The organism is Sinorhizobium fredii NGR234, from assembly GCF_000018545.1.
Taxonomy (GTDB): Bacteria; Pseudomonadota; Alphaproteobacteria; order Rhizobiales; family Rhizobiaceae; genus Sinorhizobium; species Sinorhizobium fredii_A.
The window spans coordinates 675,689-700,494 of record NC_012587.1 but is presented as its reverse complement, the minus strand read 5'-3'; the positions used below and the strand labels follow the sequence as shown (position 1 = coordinate 700,494).

General features: G+C 59.5%; 22 protein-coding genes and 1 pseudogene. 3 read left to right on the top strand and 20 right to left on the bottom strand.

Annotation, left to right across the window (positions count from 1 at the left end; genetic code table 11):
• Window positions 1-49: 49 nt before the first annotated feature.
• The 3 genes and pseudogenes from NGR_RS14545 to NGR_RS14535 form a co-directional block, all read right to left on the bottom strand.
• Window positions 50-810: pseudogene (locus NGR_RS14545) on the bottom strand (SDR family NAD(P)-dependent oxidoreductase).
• 171 nt (window positions 811-981) lie between these two features.
• Window positions 982-1,863: a 3-keto-5-aminohexanoate cleavage protein gene (locus tag NGR_RS14540; RefSeq protein ID WP_012707221.1), complete on the bottom strand. Its 882-nt coding sequence runs from the start codon at window positions 1,861-1,863 to the stop codon at window positions 982-984.
• Between the two features lies 1 nt (window position 1,864).
• Window positions 1,865-3,211, bottom strand: a complete 1,347-nt coding sequence (locus NGR_RS14535) for a four-carbon acid sugar kinase family protein (protein WP_012707220.1) — start codon at window positions 3,209-3,211, stop codon at window positions 1,865-1,867.
• 137 nt (window positions 3,212-3,348) lie between these two features.
• Here NGR_RS14535 and NGR_RS14530 point away from each other — a divergent pair, with 137 nt between their 5' ends.
• A complete protein-coding gene (locus NGR_RS14530) occupies window positions 3,349-4,140 on the top strand; it encodes an SDR family NAD(P)-dependent oxidoreductase (protein WP_012707219.1) in 792 nt (263 codons plus the stop codon).
• A 148-nt stretch (window positions 4,141-4,288) separates the two neighbouring features.
• Window positions 4,289-4,990 carry a FadR/GntR family transcriptional regulator gene (locus NGR_RS14525; protein ID WP_012707218.1) on the top strand — a complete coding sequence of 234 codons (702 nt, stop codon included), beginning with the start codon at window positions 4,289-4,291 and terminating at the stop codon, window positions 4,988-4,990.
• Between the two features lie 117 nt (window positions 4,991-5,107).
• On the opposite strand, the gene NGR_RS14520 is transcribed toward NGR_RS14525, so the two are convergent.
• From NGR_RS14520 to NGR_RS14440, 17 genes are all read right to left on the bottom strand, one after another.
• Window positions 5,108-6,112: a 3-keto-5-aminohexanoate cleavage protein gene (locus NGR_RS14520; protein ID WP_202800178.1), complete on the bottom strand. Its 1,005-nt coding sequence runs from the start codon at window positions 6,110-6,112 to the stop codon at window positions 5,108-5,110.
• 40 nt (window positions 6,113-6,152) lie between these two features.
• Complete coding sequence (locus tag NGR_RS14515; RefSeq protein ID WP_164924208.1) at window positions 6,153-6,875, bottom strand: FadR/GntR family transcriptional regulator; 723 nt, start codon at window positions 6,873-6,875, stop codon at window positions 6,153-6,155.
• 413 nt (window positions 6,876-7,288) lie between these two features.
• Window positions 7,289-8,290, bottom strand: a complete 1,002-nt coding sequence (locus NGR_RS14510; protein WP_012707215.1) for a helix-turn-helix domain-containing protein — start codon at window positions 8,288-8,290, stop codon at window positions 7,289-7,291.
• A gap of 332 nt (window positions 8,291-8,622) precedes the next feature.
• Window positions 8,623-9,960: a TRAP transporter large permease gene (locus NGR_RS14505; RefSeq protein ID WP_012707214.1), complete on the bottom strand. Its 1,338-nt coding sequence runs from the start codon at window positions 9,958-9,960 to the stop codon at window positions 8,623-8,625.
• A 12-nt stretch (window positions 9,961-9,972) separates the two neighbouring features.
• Entirely contained in the window at window positions 9,973-10,536 is a 564-nt protein-coding gene (locus NGR_RS14500; protein ID WP_012707213.1) for a TRAP transporter small permease subunit, read from the bottom strand.
• A gap of 55 nt (window positions 10,537-10,591) precedes the next feature.
• Window positions 10,592-11,689, bottom strand: coding sequence for a TRAP transporter substrate-binding protein (locus NGR_RS14495; RefSeq protein WP_012707212.1), 1,098 nt, complete (start codon window positions 11,687-11,689; stop codon window positions 10,592-10,594).
• A 385-nt stretch (window positions 11,690-12,074) separates the two neighbouring features.
• Complete coding sequence (locus tag NGR_RS14490) at window positions 12,075-13,031, bottom strand: LysR substrate-binding domain-containing protein (protein WP_012707210.1); 957 nt, start codon at window positions 13,029-13,031, stop codon at window positions 12,075-12,077.
• 46 nt (window positions 13,032-13,077) lie between these two features.
• Window positions 13,078-14,694 (bottom strand): ribulokinase, encoded by a 1,617-nt coding sequence (locus NGR_RS14485; RefSeq protein WP_012707209.1) that lies wholly within the window; start codon window positions 14,692-14,694, stop codon window positions 13,078-13,080.
• Window positions 14,695-14,696: 2 nt separating this feature from the next.
• A complete protein-coding gene (araD, locus tag NGR_RS14480; RefSeq protein ID WP_012707208.1) occupies window positions 14,697-15,407 on the bottom strand; it encodes an L-ribulose-5-phosphate 4-epimerase AraD in 711 nt (236 codons plus the stop codon).
• A 10-nt stretch (window positions 15,408-15,417) separates the two neighbouring features.
• Complete coding sequence (locus NGR_RS14475; protein WP_012707207.1) at window positions 15,418-16,392, bottom strand: ABC transporter permease; 975 nt, start codon at window positions 16,390-16,392, stop codon at window positions 15,418-15,420.
• The gene (locus NGR_RS14470) at window positions 16,385-17,920 is read right to left on the bottom strand and encodes a sugar ABC transporter ATP-binding protein (protein WP_012707206.1); all 1,536 of its coding nucleotides are present in this window, start codon (window positions 17,918-17,920) and stop codon (window positions 16,385-16,387) included. The genes NGR_RS14475 and NGR_RS14470 overlap by 8 nt, the downstream gene beginning before the upstream one ends.
• 48 nt (window positions 17,921-17,968) lie before the next feature.
• Window positions 17,969-19,045: a sugar ABC transporter substrate-binding protein gene (locus tag NGR_RS14465; RefSeq protein WP_164924207.1), complete on the bottom strand. Its 1,077-nt coding sequence runs from the start codon at window positions 19,043-19,045 to the stop codon at window positions 17,969-17,971.
• 85 nt (window positions 19,046-19,130) lie between these two features.
• Window positions 19,131-19,535 (bottom strand): cupin domain-containing protein, encoded by a 405-nt coding sequence (locus tag NGR_RS14460; RefSeq protein WP_012707204.1) that lies wholly within the window; start codon window positions 19,533-19,535, stop codon window positions 19,131-19,133.
• Window positions 19,532-20,002: a cupin domain-containing protein gene (locus NGR_RS14455; RefSeq protein ID WP_012707203.1), complete on the bottom strand. Its 471-nt coding sequence runs from the start codon at window positions 20,000-20,002 to the stop codon at window positions 19,532-19,534. The genes NGR_RS14460 and NGR_RS14455 overlap by 4 nt, the downstream gene beginning before the upstream one ends.
• A gap of 10 nt (window positions 20,003-20,012) precedes the next feature.
• Window positions 20,013-21,515: an aminoacyl-histidine dipeptidase gene (locus NGR_RS14450; RefSeq protein WP_012707202.1), complete on the bottom strand. Its 1,503-nt coding sequence runs from the start codon at window positions 21,513-21,515 to the stop codon at window positions 20,013-20,015.
• 347 nt (window positions 21,516-21,862) lie between these two features.
• Entirely contained in the window at window positions 21,863-22,711 is an 849-nt protein-coding gene (locus NGR_RS14445) for an SDR family NAD(P)-dependent oxidoreductase (RefSeq protein ID WP_012707201.1), read from the bottom strand.
• A 30-nt stretch (window positions 22,712-22,741) separates the two neighbouring features.
• Entirely contained in the window at window positions 22,742-23,467 is a 726-nt protein-coding gene (locus tag NGR_RS14440; RefSeq protein WP_012707200.1) for a haloacid dehalogenase type II, read from the bottom strand.
• A 208-nt stretch (window positions 23,468-23,675) separates the two neighbouring features.
• On the opposite strand from NGR_RS14440, the gene NGR_RS14435 reads away from it, so the two are divergent.
• On the top strand, window positions 23,676-24,806 hold the full coding sequence (locus tag NGR_RS14435) for a substrate-binding domain-containing protein (RefSeq protein WP_012707199.1): 1,131 nt from the start codon (window positions 23,676-23,678) through the stop codon (window positions 24,804-24,806).

The following is a 24,806-nucleotide window of genomic DNA, read 5'->3' as shown; positions in this document are numbered from 1 at the left end:
GTCCGATCGCGGGCAAGCGCTCCGGTAGGCCGCACGATGGCTAGCTTGGTTATGTTCCTATTCGCGCTATCGCGGCATGGCGAGCCGCTTTGACGGTCTCTGTCAGCTTGCGATTTTCGATCACCACCTGTTTGGTCGCATCGTCTCCACCCACGACATGGTCAATGTCGTTCATAAGAGCATCGAACCCCTGCTTCGCGACGAGCTCCCGATCGTTTTTCATCGCTTTTCCGATCGGCGTGTCGGCCATGCCAGCATTGGCATGGAATTTTGTATTCGTCGCGCCTGGAAGCAGGGCCGTTACCGTAACACCCGTTCCCCTCAGTTCTTCACGCAGCGACTCGGCGAACGAAAAACCAAACGCTTTCGAGGGACCGTAGGTTGTTTCGAAGGGCGTGGGGGATGTGGCGGAAACCGACGATACAATCAGAATGCGGCCATTGCCGTTCGCAACCATATGCCTGACGACGTGTTTCGCATGTGAACTGTTCCGGTGACGTTGACTGCTATGACACGCAGATCATCCTCCAAAGCAGTCTCGGCAAAGGCTCCGCCTACTGCAATGGTCACATTCGGCGCGCACGCATCGACCGGACGCTTTAGATGCATCACGAAGCGCCAGAAAGCTTCGACTCCTTCGTATGTTCCTGCGTCGGCCCGAAACGCGAATGTTTCAGTGCCGTCACTCCGAAGTTTTTCAGCTGCCTCGAAGATCTTTTCGCTGGAGCCAGACAGCGCGATATCAAATCCCTTTTTCGCAAATTGCCTAGCGAGCTCGAAACCTATACCGGACGAAGCGCCCGTCACCATTGCCAAAGGACGACCGCTATTCATTTTAAATCTCCTTCCTAGCGTCCGCTCTTTCTCGTCAGCCATTCAATGGCGCCCCGCCAGTCAAGCGCGCGAGCGTTTATCCGCCGTAGTTACTCGCGCTTGCTTTTTTTTCAGAAGCGGCGCGGTGTAGGTTCCGCCAACACCGAGTTAGTTACTCAGATCAAGCATTTGACGGACCTCCTCTGGAGTAGCTGGCTCCCTTCCCGCTGCCCGAATGACCCGAACAGTCTCGCGGATCAAAACTTCGTTTGAAGGATAGTCGAGCTCGGGATAAGGATAGTCGCCGATACCCATGGCTAGGTGGCCGCCCCGTGTGGCAATGGTATCTGCGAGTGCGAGCAGGTTGCCGCCCAGCACGTTTGCCGTCCATTCAATCCGTCGGTCTGGCGGCAAGAACATCAAATGTGCCTCGAGCCCCTGCCGGGTTCCGGGATGACCGGTAATCGTCTTGCCGTCCGTCATGTGAAACAGCATGTAGCCCGGTTCATCGATTAATCCCATGTCCATCAGCATGAGCGCCCGCCTGGTAAAGCCGACGGACCAGCTTACCATCTTGGGCTTCACGCCTGCCTGCTTTAGTTCGCGAGCATAATGCACGAGCGAGTCGGTTGTGTTGACGTAGATACGCTCGGCAAAGGAAACGTTGCCGCTTTCGCGGTCGAAGGTCTCGAGATTGGCGCTTCCGGTATCGATGGGTGCGATATCCGGCTTCGTTATCGGGTCTTGCGCAAGCCGAACCACATTATCAATCCGGTTACGGGCATCGGCATCGTTCGAGATGAAGCCGAGCGTGGGAAGGATGAGAATGTCCGACTTAGCCTTCACCTTACGAATGATATCATCGTAAGCTTCGAACGTATTCCATGGCTGGCCGTCGACCGTTCGCGCGTGGAAGTGCAGGATCGACGCGCCTTCTTCACGCACCCTAGCTGCGGTCTCCGCAATCTCGTCGGAGGTCCAAGGAACGTTCCTATTGTGGTCGCGCATTGCATACTCGTTGATGCGCGCCTCAAGTATAAGCTTCTTCATCCTAAGCCTCCACGTGCTGCTTCTCGGTGCCGTGAAGCACGCGCATGAAATAGTCGTCGTCGCCGACCTGACCTCCTTTGAGGAGAACTTCGAGCCCGTCCAATCCCCCGCCCATCAGCTCGCAAAGATGACCGTGCTGAACCCGATCGAAGACCTTGATCGTCAGCGACTCCGCCGCGCTCTGCCGGACCGCGTAGCTCGAACTATCGCCCCCGGCTAGGACCACCCGCTGGACATCCGTCTCCCTTCTGGCCGCGACCATGAGATTGGCATAGGCTTCGCCAATGAGCTGGGGCGGAATGTCCTCGAACCTGTCGCGGTCCATTGCGTGACCCCGTGCGGTGTAGACGATCGTCGGCCGCTCATTGGCGAGGTGGGCCATGATCTGCGGTTTGACGAGTTCGATTTTGCGTGCGACCGCCCGACCGTCGGTAAGCTCGAGCGGATTGAGCTCAAGCGCCGCCCAGCCCGCCTGAACCGCAGCGTCGATCTGGCGGCCCGTCTGAATGGCGCAGCTGCCCGACAGCACCAGCAGGTTGGACGCGGGTGCGATGGTCGTTCCTACGTCGAGAAGATCGAGCGGATTCTTGTGTTTCGCCAGTTGCTTGCCGAGTGCCTGAGCAAGACCCTGGGCCGCTATCGCGAAAACCGGCCGTTTTTTGTGATGCTCCCAAAGCGCGCTGGCAATATTGTCGAGATCGCGATTGTCCACGCCGTCGAAAACAACGCCCTTCCTGTTGGCAAGCAAATTTTCGAGGCGTTTCGACAGTGTCGCTTCGTCCCGGATCTCCGGCAGGAATATGTTGGTGAAATCGAGGGAGCACAGGTCGGCCAGGTGCCGCCGGAGATCAGATTCCTTCATCGGAGTACGTGGATGGTTCGACATGCTCGGATGCCGATCCAGTCGCACGATCTCGGAACCGAATTTCGCATAGTGGTTGCCAAACGCCGTGTAGCGGCCGAAGTCGGGCGTTGCAGCCAAGACAACCAGGTCGTATTCGCCTCCGCCCCCCGCGAGCTGTTCCGCGGCGAACCCGAAGTTGCCGACCTGCGGGGCGGAATCGAAGGTCGAGCAGATCTTGTACTGCAGGAACGTGCAGCCTAACGCTCCGAGCGCTTTGAAGGCCGGAAATACTTCGGCTGTGATCTGCGAGTTATCCAGTGCTCGCGCCGTTCCCGCAAATCCCACGACATCCAGGTCGCGAGTTGCTTCCGCCAGCGTCTCCTGCGATGGAACCCGCAGATAAAGCCTGGTTCTCAGGCCGTTGCGGTGAAACTGCGCAAGGTTTTCCGACGAACCGGTGAAATCGTCACCGTAAAAGCCAACGAGTGGCCTCTTCCCTTCCATTTCGCTACCTCCCTGGCGGCGCGCCGCATGAACGCGCATCCACAACCACTTGACAGCAGTAATAAGGAAGGATCATAACATGGTCAAGATCATACCTCATACCTTTAACTCAACTGGAACCGTTTGGGAGGTCAACTATGCGTTTGAACGGGAAAACAGCCATTGTAACGGGCGCCGCCCGTGGCATCGGCAGAGCCATCGCCGTTGCTTTTGCCCGCGAAGGGGCTCAAGTCGTGGTCTGCGACCGCGACGAAGAAGCGGCCAAGCTCACTGCGGAGGAAATCGGTTCCGCGGCGCTGGCCGTCCGTGCGGACATCTCCGTCGATGAAGACGTGAGCGGTCTGGTCGATCAAGCGCTCGCGCGCTTCGGCAAGATCGACATCTTGGTGAATAATGCTGGAATTGGCGCGACAACCCTGTTTTTGGAAAGTTCGAGGGAAGAGTTTGAGCGGGTCGTTCGCATCAATCTCACGGGCACGTTCTTGGTGTCCCAGGCGGTCGCGCGGACTATGGCTGAACACAAGAGCGGTTCGATCGTGAATATCGCTTCGCTGTCTGGACAAAAGGGTGGCGTCGGTCGGTCCGCTTACGGCGCGTCAAAGGCCGGCGTTGAGCTGCTCAACAAGGTCATGGCCGTTGAACTGGCCGACCACGGCATCAATGTGAACGCAATCGCTCCCGGACCGATTCTGACGGAAGTTTCGCGTACTATGCACACCATCGAGACCAGGGAAGCCTACCACCGTCTGGTTCCACAGCGTCGCTATGGCGAGCCGGAGGAGATTGCCGATGCCGCTGTATTTCTCGCTAGCGAGGAAGCGCGCTACATCACGGGCCATACTTTGAATGTCGATGGCGGCTTCCTGGCCGCAGGACTGTTGTTCCCGTTTGATCCCAAGACATCCAAAAAGCTCGGCGACGAAAGGTGACATTCGCAAAGCTGGCCAGGGCGTTTTGGCGCTGGTCTTCTTCTGCCGTGTGACATTTGTTTTACGAGTATCCGGCCGGGGTGGTATAAGGTCTCACGACCACCCCGACTCTGCGGGGGTGCAGATTGGATGCTGAAAGGAAAACTGTGTGTTGAACAGTCAGAAGAAACCGCAGACGCGGGTTGAGTTCGCGTTGGATTACATTACCAAGGAGATCGCCCAAGGCAATCTAAGAGCCGGCGACAAACTTCCGAACGAAAAGGACCTGGCCGAGCAGCTGGGAATTAGTCGTACCCCCATTCGGGAAGCGATGAAGACGCTCGCCGTCGCAGGCTTGATCGATATTCGGCACGGCCACGGAAGCTATGTTCGCGAGGAAAAGGGCGCTCCCGCGCTGCCCCTCAATCTTTTCCAGTTGTATCTTCAGGATTCGACGCCCGAAATGCTGATGGAACTGCGGGACATCTTCGACCGCAATTGCTCAGAACTCGCCGCGCAGCGCCGCACCGACGAAGATCTCGCGAGGATGCGTGAATGCATCGACAGGCTGAAGGCGCTCACGGAGCAGCCCGACGCGTCACTGGACGACATGTTGAAGGCTGATCTCGATTTTCATCGAGCGATCTATGAGGCCACAGGAAATAAACTCATTATGACGGTAGCCGAGTTCGTCTTGAACATGGTCGCCCCATGGGTCCGAAAATCGCTTGATGTCAGCGGCCGTGTGAGAGCGGTCGATCTCCATGAACAGATCTACGATGCCATTCTCAAGCAAGAGATAGGCCCGCAGAACCGCATGAGCGTCGACGCCAACATGCAGCACTTCATGCAATCGCTCGATAAAGAATGAGAGTGGGCGCGTTTCACTGAATTCGTGATCTGCTTGGCCTGGGGGCCTTTGGCAGGTTTGTGCGCGGCACCGACTGCGAGCGACACCTGCAGCCGCGAACGGCGGTTGCCGGCCGCATTACCGCAATCCAAGCATCTCCCGCGCCTCATCCGGGGCGGCAATTTCGCGGCCCATGGCCCGTGCGAGATTTGCGATGTGGCGGACAACATCGCCGTTGTTGGGGGTGCCCAGCTCCGGCCAGCCATAGTCGCCGAGGCCGACGGAGACGTGCCCGCCCATTTCTATAGCCGCCGCTGCCGGGGCGGTGATGTTGCCGATCTTGTTGCAGACGCTCCATTCGAGCGGTTGCGCCGGTAGGAAATCGAGGTGAGCAAGCAATCCCTTGACGGTCCCAGGATGGCCTCCAAGGATGCCCTGGTCGGTCAGCTCGAACATCAAGTACGCAGGATCAACGACGAGGCCCATCTCTCTGAGAGCCTCGAAGGTTCGCGTAAAGGCCACCGTCCAGCTCACAAATTGCGGCTTGACGCCGAGCTCTGGCAGCCTCTTGGCAAACAGCTTCAAGGTTGCGACGTCGTTTCGATAGGTCATCGTATCGGAAAGGAATTTGCGGGCTTCTGGATCAAAACGGTCGATATTCGTACTCCCGGTGTCGATGGGAGCGATGTCGGGGCGCGTGGCCGGATCCTTGGCAAGCACCTCGAGATGAGCAAGGCGGCTTTCCCGACCGTCCTTCGTGATCTGGCCGAGCGTCGGGTAGACCAGGCAATCACACGCATCTCGGATCGCCGTGATCGCTTTCGCATAATCTTCTGCGCCGTGGGCCGGCGCACCCTCCGCGCCTCTCGCATGAAAATGAACGATGCTCGCGCCGGCCTCCCGCGCTTTCGCGGCTTCCAATGCAATCTCTTCCGCTGTGAAAGGCACGTTCGGGTTCGCGGAGCGCGACATGTACTCGTTCAAGCGCGCTTCAATGATCAGTTTTCGCTTCGCTGACATCTTTCTTACCTGGCCCCCTTCTCGGCCCCGCCACTCGTGAGCGCGCGGACGGACTCGTGTGAAAAGATCGCCCTTTGCAGCGGCGAATGAACCGCCGCCTTGGACTTCACCATTCGCCGCCACTCCTTGGTTGCCTTAGAAGGGCTTACATATAAGCGTATTCTTATCCCGCTTTAGAAGTTGCCGTGTCCAACGATTGCTTGAAGTGCTGCATGTTTGCTTCGACGCTCACTCGGTTTTTCTGGCCGACCGTACGATCGCGTATCGAGCCATACATCTGTTCGTGCAGCTCGACGGCGCGGACGCGCCCGCTTACATCCAGCGATTTCTTCACCCAAGGCGCGACCATGTTCAGAACGAACTCGGCAATGGTGACGATCAGTATGTTGCCGCTGGCCTCGTAGACAGCACGGTGAAAATCGAGGTCAGCTTTCAACATGTCGTCCAGGGAGGCGCCGGGCTGTTGCGTTAGCGCCTTCAGGCGATCGATGCATTCCCGCATCTTTGCCAGATCCCTTTCCGTTCGTCGTTGTGCTGCGATTTCGGTGCAATTGCGATCGAAGATATCCCGAAGCTCCATCAGCATTTCAGGGGTGGAATCCTGAAGGTAGAGCTGAAACAGGGTGAGCGGCATGGAGGGCAAGCCCGGCCCTTCTCGCACATAGCTTCCGTGTCCATGCCGTATGTCTATGAGTCCCGCCACCGAAAGGGTCTTCATCGCCTCGCGAATGGGGGTACGGCTTATGCCTAGCTGCTCGGCCAGCTCCTTCTCGTTTGGAAGCTTGTCGCCGGCCTTCAGATTGCCCCGGGCAATCTCCCCGGTGATGTAGTCCAAGGCCAGTTCGAGGCGCGTCTGAGTCTTCTTCGGCTCGTCCAACACTCTCATCCCTTCCAATCTTTCACGTCAGCCGGAGTGGCACTGATGGTATTACGTTATACCATCGGGAAAGATACTGGAACCGGAAGTCGCATAGACGATCAAACAAACGCGGCAGAGTTGGCGAACCGGTACCCATTTTTCGTTTTCGCGCCTTGCCTGAAAGGGGGACAGCAGCCCGGCAGCAAAACCTACCGTCGACATTTAACGTGTCCCCCGCAGCAGGGCCGCGCCGCTGACTCGAGAGACGGCTGCATCGGCTATTTCCTCCCGCGCATGACGGTGCTTCTGCACCAGTCGGTGGCACGCCTCGCTCCTTCCGCTGTATGCTTGTCGCGGATACCTCCGCCAAAATGGGACGGGGCGCTACGTTTCGGCGGCGCTTCCCATTGTCCTACGCGGTCCTACCGCAGACCTCAGATCTAACCCGGTGGTCGGATGCGAAAACTTGACGACTGCAAAGTCTGTGAAGGTGCTTGCCCGAAACGCTTTCGGTAGTCAGCGGCGAAGCGGCCGGAATGAGAGAAACCCCATTTACGAGCGATGTCGCATACCGTTTGCGAGGACTTAGCCTGCAAGAGTTCTTGGTGAACGGCGTCAAGCCTCAAATACTGCAGATAAGAACTCGGAGTTGTTTGTTTGAAACGTCGAAAGCCATCTTGAAGGCTTCGTATTCCGGATCCCGATGCCAGCGCGATCTCTTGAATGGTCAAGGGTTTCGAAAGGTTCGCTCTCATAAACTCAACCGCCCGCTTGACGTGACGAGGCATGGGCGACGTCCGCCGATTTAGTTCCGATGTATGACGGTGTGGCAAGCTCTCCAGCAGCAGTTCAACCAGGGCGTTGGCGAAGCTGGTACGAGCGACCGGCGCGTTGCGCAACGCCGCGCTTGCGGCCAGCCCAGAGTGGAGCGCGGCGGCCGTTTGGGCAATTATCAAACCAGGTCCAGCCGTTAAGTCGATCTCCGGAAAGAAATCAAATCCTCCCGACACCGGCACCTCCAGCATGTCCATCAAACGGCTGGAGAGCGTCGCCCGGTCGACCACTACGACGAGATGCTCCATTGGGCCGGACAAGGTGAGGCTCTTGGCCTGCTGGCAGGCGACTATTGCGCCTTGCCTCGGCGAGGTCAGAACCCTTGCGCCGTTTACATTGATTGCGGCGAAACCATATCGTGGGAGGAAAATCAGATATTTTTCATTTGCACTCTCGTGCTCGAAAACAGCACTTCCTTGGTAGCGACAGAGGGCCAGACCTAAGAGCTCAGCGGCCGCGTACTCACACCTGAATTGGATTCCAGATCTTGCAGTGGGCTTCACAGTAACTTTCGTTTCAGAGCCGGAAAGGATTGATGAGAGTTCAGCCGGATCGGTGCACTCGACGACGACGTAGTCTTCTTTACCTGCAAGATTTCCTCGACGCATTTGAGGCTCCATCTAACCAAGCTCGCAACCTAGATCCTTCCCGGGTGGGGAACTGATGAAGCAGCCCTGGATGAATTGCATGAAACTTTCACAGCTCCACAAGCTCATCCTGGCTGGCAGCTACCGTCTCCCCTGGGCATGAAACCAATACGGCCTCGCTGACCTGCCACTTAGAAGCTGACTTTCACGTCAAAGACGCGCCGAATTGATCGATCGGCCGCGCGCCAAAGATTCTGTTTCTTCCAACGCGCTTAGGTAGCGAACTCCGCTTTCGCGACCTCTCACCCCGCCGCTGACCAAGGCGGGGTGGAGCAATAGTAGGCTCGCTGGGTTTACTTAAGGACGGACGGAAGCCAAAGCACTAGTGACGGCCACATCAGCAGGGCGATTAAGAACACAATCTGGATCACCATGAACTGCCCCATCCCACTGTAGATCAATTTCAAGCTCCACTGGGGGACGACGTTCCTCAAGAAATATGCCGACATCGCCACGGGCGGACTCAAATATGCGGTCTGTAGATTAACCGCGACAAGTACACCGAACCAAAGCAGGAGTTCCGGCTTGGTCATTCCCAAGTCGAGCTGGAGGACGATCGGCGTGAAGATCGGGAGAAACACCAGAACAATGGCGGGCCACTCAAAGGGCCAACCAAGAGCGAATATGATGACCATAATGATGACGAGCTTCCACATGTCCGAGACAGGAATGCTCGTGACGACGTCCGTGATGATCGCCGCTCCACCTTGTTGAGTGAAAACAGCGCCGAATACATTCGACGCTACCGCGAGGAGGAGAACCATGCTCGAGGTAACTACCGTGGCCACTGCGGCATTCTTCAGCGTCCAAAAACTAAGCTTGCGGTAAGCGAGTGCCAAGATTGTTGCCCCCACCGCTCCGCAAGACGCGGCCTCCGTAGGGGTGGCCAATCCGGACAGAATGGAGCCGAGAGTTGCGACGATAAGCAGGCACAGCGGTAGAACGCCGACAACAAACTCGCGCGTGATCTCGATCGCGCTACCTACCCGCTCCTCGATTGGTAGAATCGGACCAACGCGGGGATTTATATAGCTTCGTGCGACGCAGTAGGTCGCATAGCAAACAGCCAGCATGAAGCCGGGTGCCATCGCGGCTCCGTACAGCTGGTTCACGGGCACTCCGAGAGTCGGTCCCATTACAACGAGCATCACGCTCGGCGGAATGAGGATCCCGAGCGTGCCACCGGCTGCGATGGCACCCGCTGACAACTTCGCATCGTAGCCCGCCTTTATCATCATCGGCCCGGCCATGATGCCGAGGACGGTCACCGCGGCTCCCACGATACCCGTGGCCATCGCGAAGATCGTCGCCGTGAGAAGCACGGCAAGAAATAGGGAACCGCTCAAGGGAGCCATGATTTGCCGCATGGAGCCGAACAATCGGTTCATCAGGCCCGCCTGCTCGGTCATGTAACCCATGAATATGAAGAGTGGGACCGCCGGGAGAATGTCGTCCTTCATCGTCCCGAAAATCTGTAGATAGGCGAGGCTGAAGGTTATGTTCACACCGATCCCGATCGAGCCGAAGACAAGTGCGATAAAGAGAAGCGTGAACGCGATCGGAAAGCCGACGAAAATGAAAGCGAGCATGCCACCCAGCATGGCGACGCTGAGAATGTCGTTGAAACTCATTGTGTTGACCTTTCAGATCTCGATCTTTTCGTGAGTCTCGAACGCCCGCCCGGTGGTCACTGCGAACAGTGACTTGAGCAGTTCCGAAATTCCCTGGAAAAAGAGAAGAACCGCGGTCAGTGGGATGACGCCTCGCAGCGGCCAGATAACTGGCATCCATAGACTCAGGGTGGATTTCTCGTTGATTTCGTATGAGTAGAGGAAGTCGTCCAGCGACATATAGAAGATGATGGCCATCACCGGAAGAAACAGGGCGACATAGCAGACGGCGTCGATCGCGCCTTTCTTTCTATCGCTGAAGCTTTCCCAGAATATGTCGGTTCTCACATGTGCGCCCTTCAGCAGGGCGTATGATGACCCGAGCATGAATATCGCGCCATATGACATCACCGTCGCGTCAGCTGCCCAGATCGTCGGAGACGAAAATAGATAGCGCGAGACGACTTCCACTGTGTTGGATAGAACCAACGGGATAGTGAGGACAGCGACCAGAAGTACGAACTTCTCGGTGAAGCCATCGATGATCTTGATCGCCCGGAGTGCGGCGGGCGAGAATGGGGGTGCAGGTTTGCTCACGAACTATCTCCGGGCAATCGAGAAGAAGGCGCGGCTTAGCCGCGCCTTGTAAATCCTACTTAGCTTCGGGCCAGTAATGGTCCGCACCGAGATTGTAGGGAGCCTGGATTAGCCGCTTTGCGGGAACGACTTTCGACGCGTAGTCGCGTTGGGAGTCATATACCTTCTTGAAGAAGGCGTTGGACTCGCTTTCCTTCTTCGCGATTTCGTCCCAAGAGGCGAGAATGTTCCGTAGAATGTCGTCGGGGGTACGGTGAACGGTCACGCCGTCTTCGTTGCGCATCTTGTCAAGCGCATCGGCGTCGAGCTTGCCTTTCCGGATATGCGACCTCAGGGTCGCTTCGCTTGCGGCAGCCTGCATGATGGCCTGGAGATCCGGAGCCAGCGAGTTCCAGACGTCACCGTTCACAAGGAAATCGACGATCGTCGCGGGATTGTGTGTCGACATTGGATAGAAATGTTTCCAGATCGTCTGGAACCCGATGCCCATATCTTCTGCCGGGCCGACGAATTCAGCGCATTCAATGACACCTCGCTCACCTGCCGGGACGATCTCGCCGCCGGGCATGTTCACCGTAGACATACCCGAGGAGGCGAAAACTTCAGCTGTCACGCCAGTCTGGCGGCATTTGCGGCCTTTAAGGTCCGCCCAACTCTCAACCGGGCGTGCAAACCATCCCAGCGCCTGATTTGCGCTCGTGACGGACGGGATTACTTCGATGTTGGTCTTCAGCTCTACGCGATAGTAGTCGCGGTAAAGCTCAATACCGCCTCCCTCGTAAAGCCAGCCGACGTAGTCGAGGATGTCCATGCCGAACGGCCCCCCGGCAGCGTCGCCGAAGAGTGTTCCTGCCCTATGTTTGCCGACCCAATAAGCGACAGTGGAATGGCCGCCATCGATCACGTTTTTGTTGACCGCATCCAGCACCTCGAATGCAGGGACGATCGTGCCCGCGGGCATGAATTCGATTTTCAGCCTGCCGCCCGAGAGTTCTTCGACGCGCTTCGCCCACGTCTCCGCCGACATGTAGATCGTGCTGGATGCCGGGTATGCCGATTGAAAGCGTAGCGTTCTCGTCTCGGCCTGAGCCGAAGTGGTCATTGCGACGATCAACGCGGCAATGCCACCGCAAATAAGCGATCCAATTCTCATAGAATCCTCCCTCTAGCGCTCCTTCCGCCCTCCTCGGCTTCTTGAGCTTGATGGTATGACCTCATACCATTGTCAGACAAACAGGTAGTCTCACGGCTGTCAAGAACTTCGTTGAGAGGAGCCGGCGAAGGCCCTTGCGCAGGAGCACTCGTCCCCGTGGATTTTCCCGACGATCTGAATATGGCTTCGATCTGCATATGGCTTCGCTCCGGAACGGTAATTGAGCGAATTCAACCAGAATGCAGATGGTTGTGGACCAGCTCGAGAGTAGAAAGGCCCTGCGCAACGAAATCCTGCCGCACAAGCTCATCATATGAAACAGCGCGGCGCGGCCTGAGAGCCGCCAGCTAGACCGCGAGCGCGGCGATAGGCGGAGATTCGGATGTCAAAGCCCGAAGGGATGCTCTTGGTGACGGTCACCCACTGAAGCTCGTGAGCCCATCTCGAGAGCCGCGGCGTCCTCGAGCCAAGCGCTCTCAAGCCACTGCTTGAAGGCGCTCACCTTTTGCGACCTCAGGCGCGATCTGACATAAGTGAGCGTGTGGCAACGCAGATTGGGTCCGGTCATTCCGAACGGAAGGACGAGGTTCCCCCTCTCGACGTCGCGCTGCAGCAACCTATAGCTTTCCAAGCAGACGCCGCGACCTTCGACCGCTGTGGCGATCGACATGAACGCGTCGCGGAAACGCGATCCCCGGTTCAGATCGATCTCGAGACCGTGATCCTTCGCCCATTGACGCCAGCTATAGAGGGTTTGCTCCGACTTGATGAGCGTATGGCCGACGAGGTCCGAAGGCCGCCGTATCGGCCTCTCCCCGTTCGCGACCTCGGGAGCGCACGCTACCACGATCGTCTCGAGGGGAAACTCCTCGGTCGCAATGGAGCCGAGACGGGGCACGCTGCCGTAGCAAATGTCGACGTCCACTGAACCGTCGCTCAGTTTGGTTGGCTCCGATGAGGAAATCAGCCGGATTTCAAGCGAGGGATGGAGCGACTCGAATTGCGGAAGTCGGGGCATCAGCCATAGCGACGCGAGGCTCGGAGCGCAGCCGACGCTCAGGACGTCGACGCTGTTTCGCCTGGAAACTTCGTCGGTGGCGCGCTCGATCAACGACAGCGCTTCGGACAAGTCACGGTGATACCGTTCGCCGATCTCGGTGAGGGTGACATTCCGCCCGATGCGGTGAAAGAGCTTTTCTCCGAGGCCCTCTTCCAACAGCCTGATCTGGTGGCTGACGGCCGACGGCGTCAGCTGCAGCTGGGCCGCGGCCTCCAGGAAAGAACCCCTCCTCCCCGCCGCGACGAAGGACAGGATGGCCCGGATGGACGGAATCGACGTCATGGCGCCTGCGATCCCTGAAAGCGGGCCTTGTCGAAACGCGGCCGGTTCATAGCGAAGCGACTTTCCGAGGCACGCGGTGGCCGACGTCGGATCGTACGGGCTCTCCGGCCGCGATACGCTTGATGTCTCCGAGAACCTGTGAGAAATCGCCCAGACTCGACGTGCCGAAGCCCATGTAGACCTGCTTGTAGAGCTGGTAGAGCAGCTCATACCGGGAACGAGTCGACGGATTGGGGTCGAATTTCTTGAAACCCACGCACATCGCCGCTTGGGCGGCCTCTATGGTGGCGTGGTCCTTCGACGCGAGGCTAGCGAAGATGCCCGACCCAAGGCCGGTGGGAAGGCCGTCAGGGACTAAGATTGGCTTTCCCAGAACGTTCGCATAAATCTGATTGAGCACGGGGTTCTTCTGGGGAACGCCGCCGCCATTGATCACTCTGTTCACCGGGACGCCATGCTGTTCCATACGCTCCAATATGATCCGCGTGTGAAACGCCGTTCCCTCGATCGCCGCATAGAGTTCGTCCTGTGCGGTGTGGCCGAGGTGCCAACCAATGGTCATGCCGCCGAGATCGGAACGCACCAGCACGGTTCGATCCCCGTTGTCCCACGAGAAGCGCATCAGCCCTGTCTTGCCGCCCTCGATCGTCTCCAGGCCTTCGGACAGTTTCGATACCGTGGTGGAGGCCCGGCGGGCGATCGCGTCGAAAATGTCGCCGGTCGCCGAGAGACCCGCCTCGACCCCCACGAGATCCGGATGCGCACTCCCCGGCACAACGCCGCAGACGCCTGGAATTAACTTGACGCGCTCGCTCACCGCGATGATGCATGTGGACGTGCCGATGACGTTGACCACATCGCCCAGTCGGCAACCCGCTCCGATTGCGTCCCAGTGCGCGTCGAAGGCTCCCACCGGGACCGGGATGCCCTCCTGCAAGCCGAGCTTCGCGGCCCACTCGGAGCTGAGACCCCCAGCAAGCTTGGCGGAGGTCTGGTACGTGCCTCCGATTTTCTCCCTGACGCCATCGAAGAGCGGATCGACACGCGAGAGGAAAGCTTGCGAGGGCAAACCGCCCCACTTGGGGTTCCACATCCACTTGTGCCCCATCGCGCACACGCTGCGGACGACCGCGGAGCTGTCGGTCACCCCAGTGAGCACTGCCGCCACCATGTCGCAATGCTCGAGCGCGGTGCCGAAGCGGCCCCGGAGCTTTGGATTGTGCCGGAGCCAATGAAGGAGCTTGGCGAAACCCCATTCGTGGGAATAGGTGCCGCCACACCACTCGATAGCCTCGAGATGGGTCTCGTGCGCCATGGCGGTGATCTCCTCCGCCTCAGACTTCGCCCGGTGGTCGCACCAGAGGTAATAGTCGCTCAAAGGATTGAGGTTCCTGTCGACCGGAATCACCGAAGAACCTGTCGTATCCACTGCGATGGCCCGTAGGGCCTTTGGATCGACGCCGCAGTCCTTGATCGCCCGCTTCATGGCGAGCACGAGGCCATCCATGTGGTCGGCGTGCGCCTGTGTCGCCAGATCGGGGTCGGACCGTGTTCGTCGAAGAGGGTATTCGGCTATCGCCGTGCCAAGCGGCCCGATCAGAGTGTCCGCTAAGGTCACCCGAACGCTCAAAGTTCCGAAATCAACACCAGCTACTATCGACATCGTCATACCTGTTTTGATCGCCCGGTCTGGCCGTATGTCGCCCCGCTGCCGTGCTTTCGTTGAAAGTGCCGATCGAGCAGAGCCGCCGAAATCTCGGGGCTCTCCAAGCTGATCTGGCGCGAATGGAACGCAATCTTGGCCACCGCCTCGAGCATCTCGGCATTGTGGACCGCGTCGGCCGCGTCCTTGCCCCAGCAGAAGGGGCCATGGTCGTTGACGAGAGCGGCAGGAATCGACAGCGGATCGCGGTTCCCGAGCGCCTCGGCGATCACAATGCCTGTGTTTCGCACGTAATCGTCCCGGATTTCGCTGTCAGTCAGCTGACGCGTCACCGGGATGGTTCCGTTGAAGTAGTCGGCGTGAGTCGTGCCCATCACCGGGATCGGCTGACCGGATTGCGCCCAAGCTGTCGCGAAGAACGAGTGCGTATGGACTACCGCGCCGATCGTCGGGAAGCTCTTGTAGAGCTCGATGTGCGTGTCGAGGTCGCTTGAAGGGCGCAAGTCGCCGTTTACAACGCGGCCGTCCAGATCGGTGATGACGATGTCGCCCGTGTCCATGGCCTTGTACGAGACGCCGCTGGGTTTGATCGCGACGACACCGTTCACTCGATCGATGGCGCTGACGTTGCCGAACGTGGAGATCACGAGGCCGCTCTCATAGAGTTCGAAATTCGCGTCCAGGACGGCTTTGCGCAGTGCTGAGTGCTTCACGGTCGCCCCCTCACATCTTGCGGCTGCGGTTGAAGCGGTCGGCGGCGACGGCGACAAGAATGATGGTGCCGATGACCACCTGGTGCCAGAACGTGTTCACATTGAGCAGATTGAGCCCGTTGCGAACTACCGCCATAAGCACCGCGCCTACCACGGTTCCGAACAGCGTGGCCCTGCCGCCCGACAGTCCGGTTCCACCGATCACCACCGCGGCGATGACGTCCAGCTCATAGCCCTGCCCGGCTTCCGGCATCGCGGACTCAAGTCGCGAGGTCAGCATGATCCCGGCAAAGGCGGACAACACTCCGGCCAACACATAGACCGCGATCTTGACCTTGTCGGTGGGGATACCGACGAGACGGGCGGCGTCGGGATTGCTACCGATGGACAGCACGAAGCGGCCGAAACGGGTGTAGTAGAGAAGATAGAAGGCGGCTGCGAACACGATGACGGTCAGGACCACCGGAACCGGGACCCCGGCCAAATAACTCTGGCCGATCATTCGGAACGCCGGATCGGATGCGCCAGTGATCGGTATGCCTTGCGTGTAGACCATCACGACGCCGCGGCTGACCACCATTATGGCCATCGTGGCTATGAAGTCCGTAATGCCGATCTTCGTGATAAGAAGGCCGTTGATGACTCCTATGAACGCGCCCAGAGCGAGACCCGCCAGGCAGGCGACGGGCACCGGATAACCGAGAACCAGGAGGTTCGCGGTAACGAGTCCGGTAAGCGCAAGCGTGGAGCCGACCGACAGGTCGATGCCGCGCATCCCGATGACGAACGTCGCGCCGAACGCGATGACGGCGATCGGCACCGCCTGCCTCAACACGTCCGTCAGGTTCCCGACCGTGAAGAACCGCGGGGCCGCGAAGCCCAGCGCGATGAGCAACACGACGAATGCGATATAGACACCCGAATTGCCGCTGGCGAGGCCAAACTTGAAGGCGTGCCGTGGACGCGTGACTGCAACTTCAGCCATTGATTCCTCCCACTGGATGAAGGGTTTCCGGAGGCCTCACCGAATGGAGCGCCAACGTCTCTTCCTTGGACGTGGCGGCATCGACCACCGTTGTGATTTTGCCTTCGAACATCACCGCGACGCGGTGGCAAAGGCCGAGCAACTCGGCATTGTCGGCCGACACCACGATGACGGTGCACCCGTCCTGGGCGGCGGCCTGAACCAAGGCGTAGACCTCGGATTTGGCGCGGACGTCGACGCCCCGCGTCGGCTCCTCGAGCAGGAGCACCTTGGGTTGGGTGAGCAGCCAACGAGCCAGCATGACCTTTTGTTGGTTGCCACCGCTCAGAGAACTGATCTCCGCCTGCGGCCCCTCGCACTTCACGCCGAGCTTCGAGATGTAGCTCGCCGCGACTTCCTTCTCCTTGGAGGGCCGCAAGGTGATCTTCCCGAGGACGCCCAAGTTACCGATCGATAGATTCCATCCAACCGAATGCTCGGGGAAGATGCCCTCGAACTTCCGTTCGGCGGGCAGAAATGCGAAGCGCTCTCTGATGGCGTCGGTGATGTCCGTCAGTTGGACATCCTTGCCTTCGACCTTCACGGTGCCGCGTTCATAAGCCCGCTGGCCGAAGAGGGCTCGGAGAAGCGCGCTCTTGCCCGAGCCCTCCAGGCCGGCGATCCCAAAAATCTCTCCCTTCGCAAGCGAAAAGGAGATGTCGTCGAAAGCTCCCGCTCTCGACAGGCCGCGTACTTCCACCGAGGGATCGGACCTCGGAGGGACGCGGGGAGGAAACTGTTTGGAAAGGGCACCGCCGATCATCGCGGCGACGACTTTGTCGACGTCGAGGTCGGCGACCGGAAGGTCGGCCGCCGTGCGGCCGTCGCGAAGCACCATGACGCGGCTGCAGATGCCGAGCAGTTCCTTGATCCGGTGCGAAACGTAGATGATGGCCTTTCCGGCAGCCTGCAGACGGTTGATGATGGCGAAAAGCTGTTTGCGTTCGACCTCCTCGAGCGCCTCGGTCGGCTCGTCCATAATGATGATGTCGGCGTTGCTGTTCAGCGCTTTGGCGATCTCGATCATCTGGCGGTCGGAAAGGCTCAGTTCCCGGACCGGGCGGTCGATCGCGACCTCCACGCCAAGCTCTTCGGAAAGAAGGCGGCGCGCTTCCCTGCGCATCTGCCCGTGGCTCAGCGGGGCGAGCGAGAAGCCACTGCGCCGCAACTCGCGTCCGGCGAAAATGTTCTCGGCCGCGTTGAAGTCCGGGAACAGGCTGAGTTCCTGGTAGATGATCGCGATGCCGGCGTCGGCTCCGGCCTTCGGGCTGTCGAGCTCGACTTCCTTTCCCCGCACGGCGATCGTGCCGCCGTCGCGTGAATAAGCGCCCGCGAGAATTTTCATCAACGTGGATTTGCCCGCGCCGTTTTCACCGACCAAGCCCAAGACTTCGCCGCCGCTCAGCGCCAGGTCGATTCCCTGCAGAGCGACCATGTTGCCGAAGCGCTTGCCTATGCCCTTCATTTCGAGAAGCGGATTGTTGGCCATTTGAATCTCCTCCGGGTGCGCGGACCTCCGGAGAGGGCCGCAACGTCCTCACATCTTCTGCTGGGGGACGTAGTCGTAGTCGGTCTGGTCGAACGTCTTGATGTTCGTGGCGTCGTAGACCTTGGGGCTGACGAAAATCTTCTTCGGAAGGGGATTTCCCTTCATCAGGAATTCGTCGACGGCGCGCACGATGTTGCGCCCCTCTTCCTTGGCTCCGGTGTCGACCGTTGCGGAGAAGTCGCCCGTCAGTATGGCGGCGTTCGCTTCCTTCATGTTCTCATAGCCGACGATGGCGACCTTCCCGTTCAGACCCTTGGCCTTGAGGGCCTGCAGCCCACCGAGAGCCATCTCGTCATAGAGCGCCACGAGGACTTCGATATCCGGGTTGGCGGTGAACATGTTCTCGGTCACTGAGAGACCCTGTGCGCGGACCCAGCCAGCGGGCTGCTGAGCGACGATCTTGAAGTTCGGATGCTTCGAGATGATCTCGTTGAAGCCCTTCATACGCTGGCTGGTGTGCGGACCTGGCAGGCCTTCGAGGATGCCGATTTTGACCTCCTTGTCGCCATAGGTGTCCACGATCCACTGGGCCTGCGCGCGGCCGCCGTCCGACTGGTCGTAGCCGACGTCGCTGACGTAGTACGGGTTGTCTGCGAACGGGGAGTTGAACAGAAACACCGGAATGCCGGCTTCCGTGGCGCGACGGATCGACGGCAACAGAGCGCCTTCGTTGTAGAGAGCGACCGCGATCGCGTCGATGCCGTCGTTGATCCAGGCTTCCATGGCCCTGATCTGGTCGTCTGTCGCAGACTGGCTGCTCGGTGCCTGGACGAGGAGCTCGATCGCTTCTGCGCCGCCGCGCTTGTCGATCTCCTCCTTCACGCCGGCCAGAACGCGCTGGTAGTAGGTGTCCATCGCGGTGGGCAGGAAGCCGAGCTTGAGAGGACGGTTGTCCTTCTTGACCGGCTTCATCTCCTGCCCCGTCGGCTTGATGTCCTTGTCCATCAGGATGCCGGGAAACACGGCGTTGTAGTCAGGCTCGGCGGCGAATGCGGGCTGGAAGCCGACAGAAGCGGCGAACGCGACCGCTGCGCAAAGCAATGTACGTCGTTTGAAAGTCGTCACGAGGTCCTCCCTTGTTGTGCAAGACACACTCCTCCCGTCCCCAGGATCGCCCCGAGGAGGAATTCTTCGAAGTTTGATCGAAGGCTCAGAGGCCAGGCGCTATGGTGAAGACCATGCGGATGGGACTGGAGCCGTAGTTCAGGCACTGGTAGCTGACGCCCGCGGGCAGGAAGAACGCCTCCCCGTCCCGGATGTGGAACGTCTCGTCGCCGTCCGCGACATAAAAAGTTGCCGGGCCTTTCAACACGTAGAAGACAGCGTCGCCATCGTGCCTGTTGGGCTCGCTCGCCCTTGGACCGACACCGCCCACGGGAATGACGAACTCGCCGACATGCATGTAGTCGTTGGATACGCAGAGCTCCATCAGAACCGGGTGGTCCTGGCCGAAGATCAGGTTCAAACGGTTTTCTTTCGCCACCTTCACCAGGTCGCCCTTGGAACGGGCCTCAGCGCCGACGACGGGGTACTTGCCGAGTTTCTCCAGGCTCATTCCGAGACCCTCCTTTCGGATTTGAAGAGACGCGTCGCGCCGAAATATCCAGTCGGCGGTCCCTTCTCGTCCCAGATGCGCGGCGCGATGCAGAACAGGATGACGGCCGCCTTGTCGGTGAAATTGTATCCGCGGTGCGGGACGCCCATGGGGATCAGGATCGAGTCCCCAGGCCCCATTCGTTCGGTATGGCCCGTCTCCGGATTGAGAAGATGCACCTCGCCCTCGAGGACGTAGTAAACCTCGTCTCCGGCGTGGATGTCGGCGGGATCGAAGTTGCTGCCTGGGGCGAGTTGATAGATGCCCGTCGTCATCTTGTCCGTGCTCGCCAGCAGGTAGTTCAAGTCGCTCGAGTACGGCTTGTTGCCCGTATAGATGAACATCTTGAACTTGTCCGCCGTCAGGTGGTGCGGTTTCTTATCCCCTGGCGGAAACGGGAAGTTGCCGAAGTATGCAGGTATTGTCATCGGGAGGGCCTCAGGTCCTGAGTTCCGAAAGAAGCGCCTTGAGCAGACGCCAAGTGGAGTCGACGGTGGTGTGGTTCAAACGCTCGCGCGTGGTGTGGACGTCGAAGGCCTCCGGTCCGATCGACAGCATGTCGATGTCCGGTACCTTCTTGCGGAAAAGGCCCAGCTCAAGGCTCGAATGCGAGACCTCCACATGGGGCTGTTCGCCGAATTCTTTTTGGTAGGCGGCGCGGCCGGCATTCAGCATCCGCGAGTTCGGATTGTAGGGCCATTCCGGGCAATCTGCGAAAGTCTCGACGGTGGCGTCGTTGCCGACCACGTCGGCGAGTTCGCGGATTTTGTCGACGATGTTGTAGCGACGTGAGCTGACGGCGCTCGGCACCGTGGACACGATTTCGATGCGTTCCTGATCGTTAGAGATCAGCGCCACGGTGTTCGAGCTCTCGACCAGATTGTCCACGACAAGACTCCGGCTCTGCACGCCGTTCGGCAGAAGGTTCAAAGCGGAGACCATCGCCTTCGCGACCGGGGGCGCGAACACCGAGCGGACGTCGCTGTCGGTTTCGGTCAGCGTGACTTTCAGACCCGGGTCGCTTAGGGAGTACTCCGCGGCGATCGCCTTGCCTTCGTTCTCGATGGCGGCCTTTAACGCGTCGAACCGAGACGGATCGAAAGAGATCACAGCTTCGGCTTCGCCGGGAATGACGTAGCGGTTCACGCCGCCGTTCACACTGATCACGCCGATGTCGGTTTCTTTCAACGCCAAGCGGAGCAGACGGCCGAGAAGCATGATCGCGTTGCCGCGCTCGAGGTGGATGTCAAACTCAGAGTGACCGCTGCTGAGTCCGGAAATGCGGAGCAGCGCCGCCTTCTGTCCGGCCGCGCGGTCGGTCCACTGGAGGGGAATCTGGAATTTGGCGGAAATGTCCCCCGCGCATCCGGCGAACAGCGATTTGGGATCGTGCCAGTTCATGTCGAGCAGGCGCTTGCCAGTCAGCTTGGACCCATCGAAATGCTGGGCACCGCCCTTCCCGACCTCTTCCTGCACCGTCAGGACGACCTCGAGCGGCGGATGCGGGATGTCATCGGAGGCAAGCAGCGACATGGCGAGCGCGACGCCGACCGTGTTGTCCGCACCGAGGGTCGTTCCGGTTCCGTGGATGAAGTCGCCGTCGATGCGCAGCTTGATCCCCTCGTTGACGAAGTCATGCTCGACGCCCTCGTCGCTCTCGCAGACGATGTCGGTGTGGCCGTGGAGGATCAGGGTCGGCGCGTTTTCAAAACCAGGCGTGCCGGGTTTTTTGATGAGAAGGTTCCAGATATCGTCCTGGTAGACTTCGAGGCCCCTGGCGCGAGCGAAGGCTGCGATGTGATCGCTGACCTGCTTCTCGTTGTAGGAACCTCGCGGGATAGCGCTCAGCTCCTCGAAGAAACCGAAGAAGATGGCAGGCTCCAGTCCAGCCAGAACAGAACTACTTTGAGGATGCGAAACTTTATTAGCAGGCACGCTCATCTATTTCTCCTCCCATGATGTCAACAGGCAATACTCCCTCGCTCGCGGAAGCCAATCCACGACAACAATACTTGGATGTAGTGCTCTTTACTCTATGTCAGCCTCGGGGCAACTCCATCGCGACCCTCGGCACGATGAAACATCTTGCCTTCCGCGCAACATTTCAAACGCATTATTTGTCGAAATAGGTGAGAAAAATTCATCTGAATTCGTCACCGTGACGCGACGTCCCGTTTGACTAGAACCCACACCAATACCACTTGCGCCGTGGGCCGATTGAAGCGCTCGACCCTTGGGCACTCTCGTGACCGTCGCCTTGTCGGACTCCTCCGTCTTCCGATCCTCAATCACTCCGCCAGCCAGCGGGCGAACTCGTCCTTGTAGTCGGGGTGCCAGCGCGAGAGCGCGGGCCTGTTGCGCACCATGTCTTCCGCCGCCCAACGGATGCGTTTGGCGTCCAAGGCCGGGGCCACGGCGTTGTCCGGGCAGATGATGTAGAAGTCGCCGTTTCGGAAGCGCTCGATGAAAAGCTCGATCACTTGCTCGGCGGTCCATGGTTCGTCGGGCTTGCTGCCGGGCGCGAAATCCGAACCGGGGAAGTTCATGGGAGTCCAAGTATAGCCAGGCACCAGAAGGTGCGCCGAGACCCGGCCGAGCGTCACCTTGCGAAGCTCGTGAGACAGCTGCTCGGTGAGTACTTTGATACCCGCCTTGCTGACCGAGTAGGCCGCGTTGCCAGGAGGTGTCGTGATTCCTTCCTTCGACCCAAGGTTCACGACTGCCGAGGGAAGCGACTGCTCGATCATGCCCGGCACGAAGAGATGCTGCGCGGTCACCACGGCGAAAAAGTTGACTTCGAGCTGCCGCCTCCAGAGCGCCGGATCGTCCCACGGCCCTGCACCCTTCGTGATCCCCGCGTTATTGACCAGGAGCGCAACGTCTTCAAAACGGTCCCGCGTCTCATCCCTGAGCCGCTGCAGGTCCGAGGCGTTCGAAACGTCGCCTACGACGACCACGTGATCGACTCTCAAGGTTGACGCGAAGGCCTTCAAGGCGTCTTCGTCGTTGTCGAAGAGCGCCAAGCGCATCCCCTCCGCGGCGACCCGACGGGCCATCGCGGCCCCGAGTCCCTTGGCCGCACCTGTTATGACGGCGACCCGTCCGGCGGCGATGATCTTGTTGGCTGTATCGTTCATCAATGATCCTTTCGTTCTTGCGTTGTTCGCTCAGCAGCCGAGGGCCTGGGCGACCGCGACGAGGTCATTGCCGACAACATGCCAGTCACTATCCGCCTGCAAGTCGGTTTTCTGACCCGGTCCGTGTTCCGTAGTCCGCGTGATGAAGACTGTCTTGAGCCCCGCACGCCGGGCGGCGGCGAGGTCGTAGTTGTGGGCCGCCACCATCGCCACCTGCCCCGGCTCGAGACCCGCTTTGCGTGCCGAGCCGATGTAAGTCGCGAGCTGGGGCTTGTAGGTCCGCGTCACCTCAGCCCCGAGAATCATGTCCCACGGCAGCCCGGCGAACCGGGCCAGGTTTGTCATGCCGCCGATGTCGCCATTGGAGATCGGGGCCAGTTTGTATTTCGACTTCAGTCTCGTCAGACCTTCGATCGAATCGGTCCAGGGATCGAGCCGCTCCCAAGCCTTGTTGATTTCTTCAAGTTCCTCCATGGGGATAGCCGCGACGTCGAGCCCGACCTCCGCGAGGGCCGCCACGAGGTTCTCGAGGTTCAACTCGTTCAAAGGCACCCAAGGCCGCTTTCCCGACCTCACCGATTCCATTGCTGGCTCGTAAAGTGCTCGCCATCGGTCGGCGAATTCCGCAGGAGGAATTGCGATGTCGCGGGCTTCGAGAAAAGGCGCGACCGCCCGCGCGACACCGGACCTCCAGTCGACCACTGTGCCGAACACGTCGAAGCCCAACAGTTTCACTTCGCTGAAATCTCGCTCCATGGCTTCACACCCTCGTTCGTCACTATCCCGCCTACCTAGCCGTAAAACCAGCGAGCATTGTTGAATTCCCCTGCGTTGAACGACGACCGCCGTTCAATCACCCCGCCAAAACGCCCTCGCAACAAATTCTGTTGACATCGACAAGCAATACATTAACGTATTCATTATCGAATGCAATATCACGCAATTCGATTTCGGGAGGATTGATATGAGCATTGAAATTTCAACGTCGATTCGCAGTCTCATGATGGTCGCCGCTGTGGCGCTGAGCGCGCCTTTGGCGCCGAACGCCTACGCAATCGACGTCACCCAGCAGATCAAGGAAATCGAGAATAGTCCCGCGGATGGCCCGAACGGCGAGAAGGCGGTCCTGGCGAGCGACCTCAAGCTGACGCCCGAAGAGATCGAGCAGATCAAGACCAAGAACGCGACGGCCGCGATCGTCATGCACTATACGGCGTCGGATTGGGCCAAAGCCCAGATGGCGGGCCAGAAGAAGGCTCTCGACGAACTTGGCATCAAGATCATCGCGACCACCGACGCCGGCTATAAGGCCGAACAGCAGGTGGCCGACATAGAGAGCGTGATGGCGCTAAAACCCGACATCATCATCTCTGTCCCCGCGGAGCAGTCTGCGACGGCCGCGGCCTACAAGAAAGCCGCCGCCGCGGGGATCAAGATAGTGTTCCTCGACCAGGCGGCCGCCGGAATGAAACCGGGTACCGACTATGTGAGTCTCGTGTCCTCCGACAACCGGGGCATGGGCAAGGTCGCGGCGCTCCTCATGGCCAAAGCCCTCAACGGCAAGGGTGAGATCGCTCTTATCCCGCACGCTTCCGACCTGTTCGCGACCAAAGAGCGCGTGGTGGGCTTCAAGGAAGCAATCGCCGCGTTCCCCGACATCAAGGTGGTGGACGAAAGCGGCGTCGGCGGCCCCGACTTCGCTGGCGAATCCGAGCGCATCGCCTCCGCGATGCTGACGGGCCATCCCACCCTCAACGGCCTCTGGGCTGTGTGGGACGTCCCAACCGAGGGCGTGCTCGCCGCGGCGCGCGCCGCCGGAGCATCCACAGATCTCGTGATCACCACCTGCGACCTCGGCGTCAACATCTCCCTCGACATGGCCAAGAACGGCTACGTCAAGGGGACGGGTTCGCAGCGGCCGTTCGGCGCGGGCTATGCAGAAGGCATCCTGGCGGGCTACGCCCTGCTTGGGAAGGAAGCGCCTCCCTATGTCGTCCTCCCCGCGCTCGCCGTGACGCGCGACAATCTCATCGACGCTTGGCCCCAGTCGAACGGCGACCAGGCTCCCGACATTCTCGTGAAGGCGATGAACTGA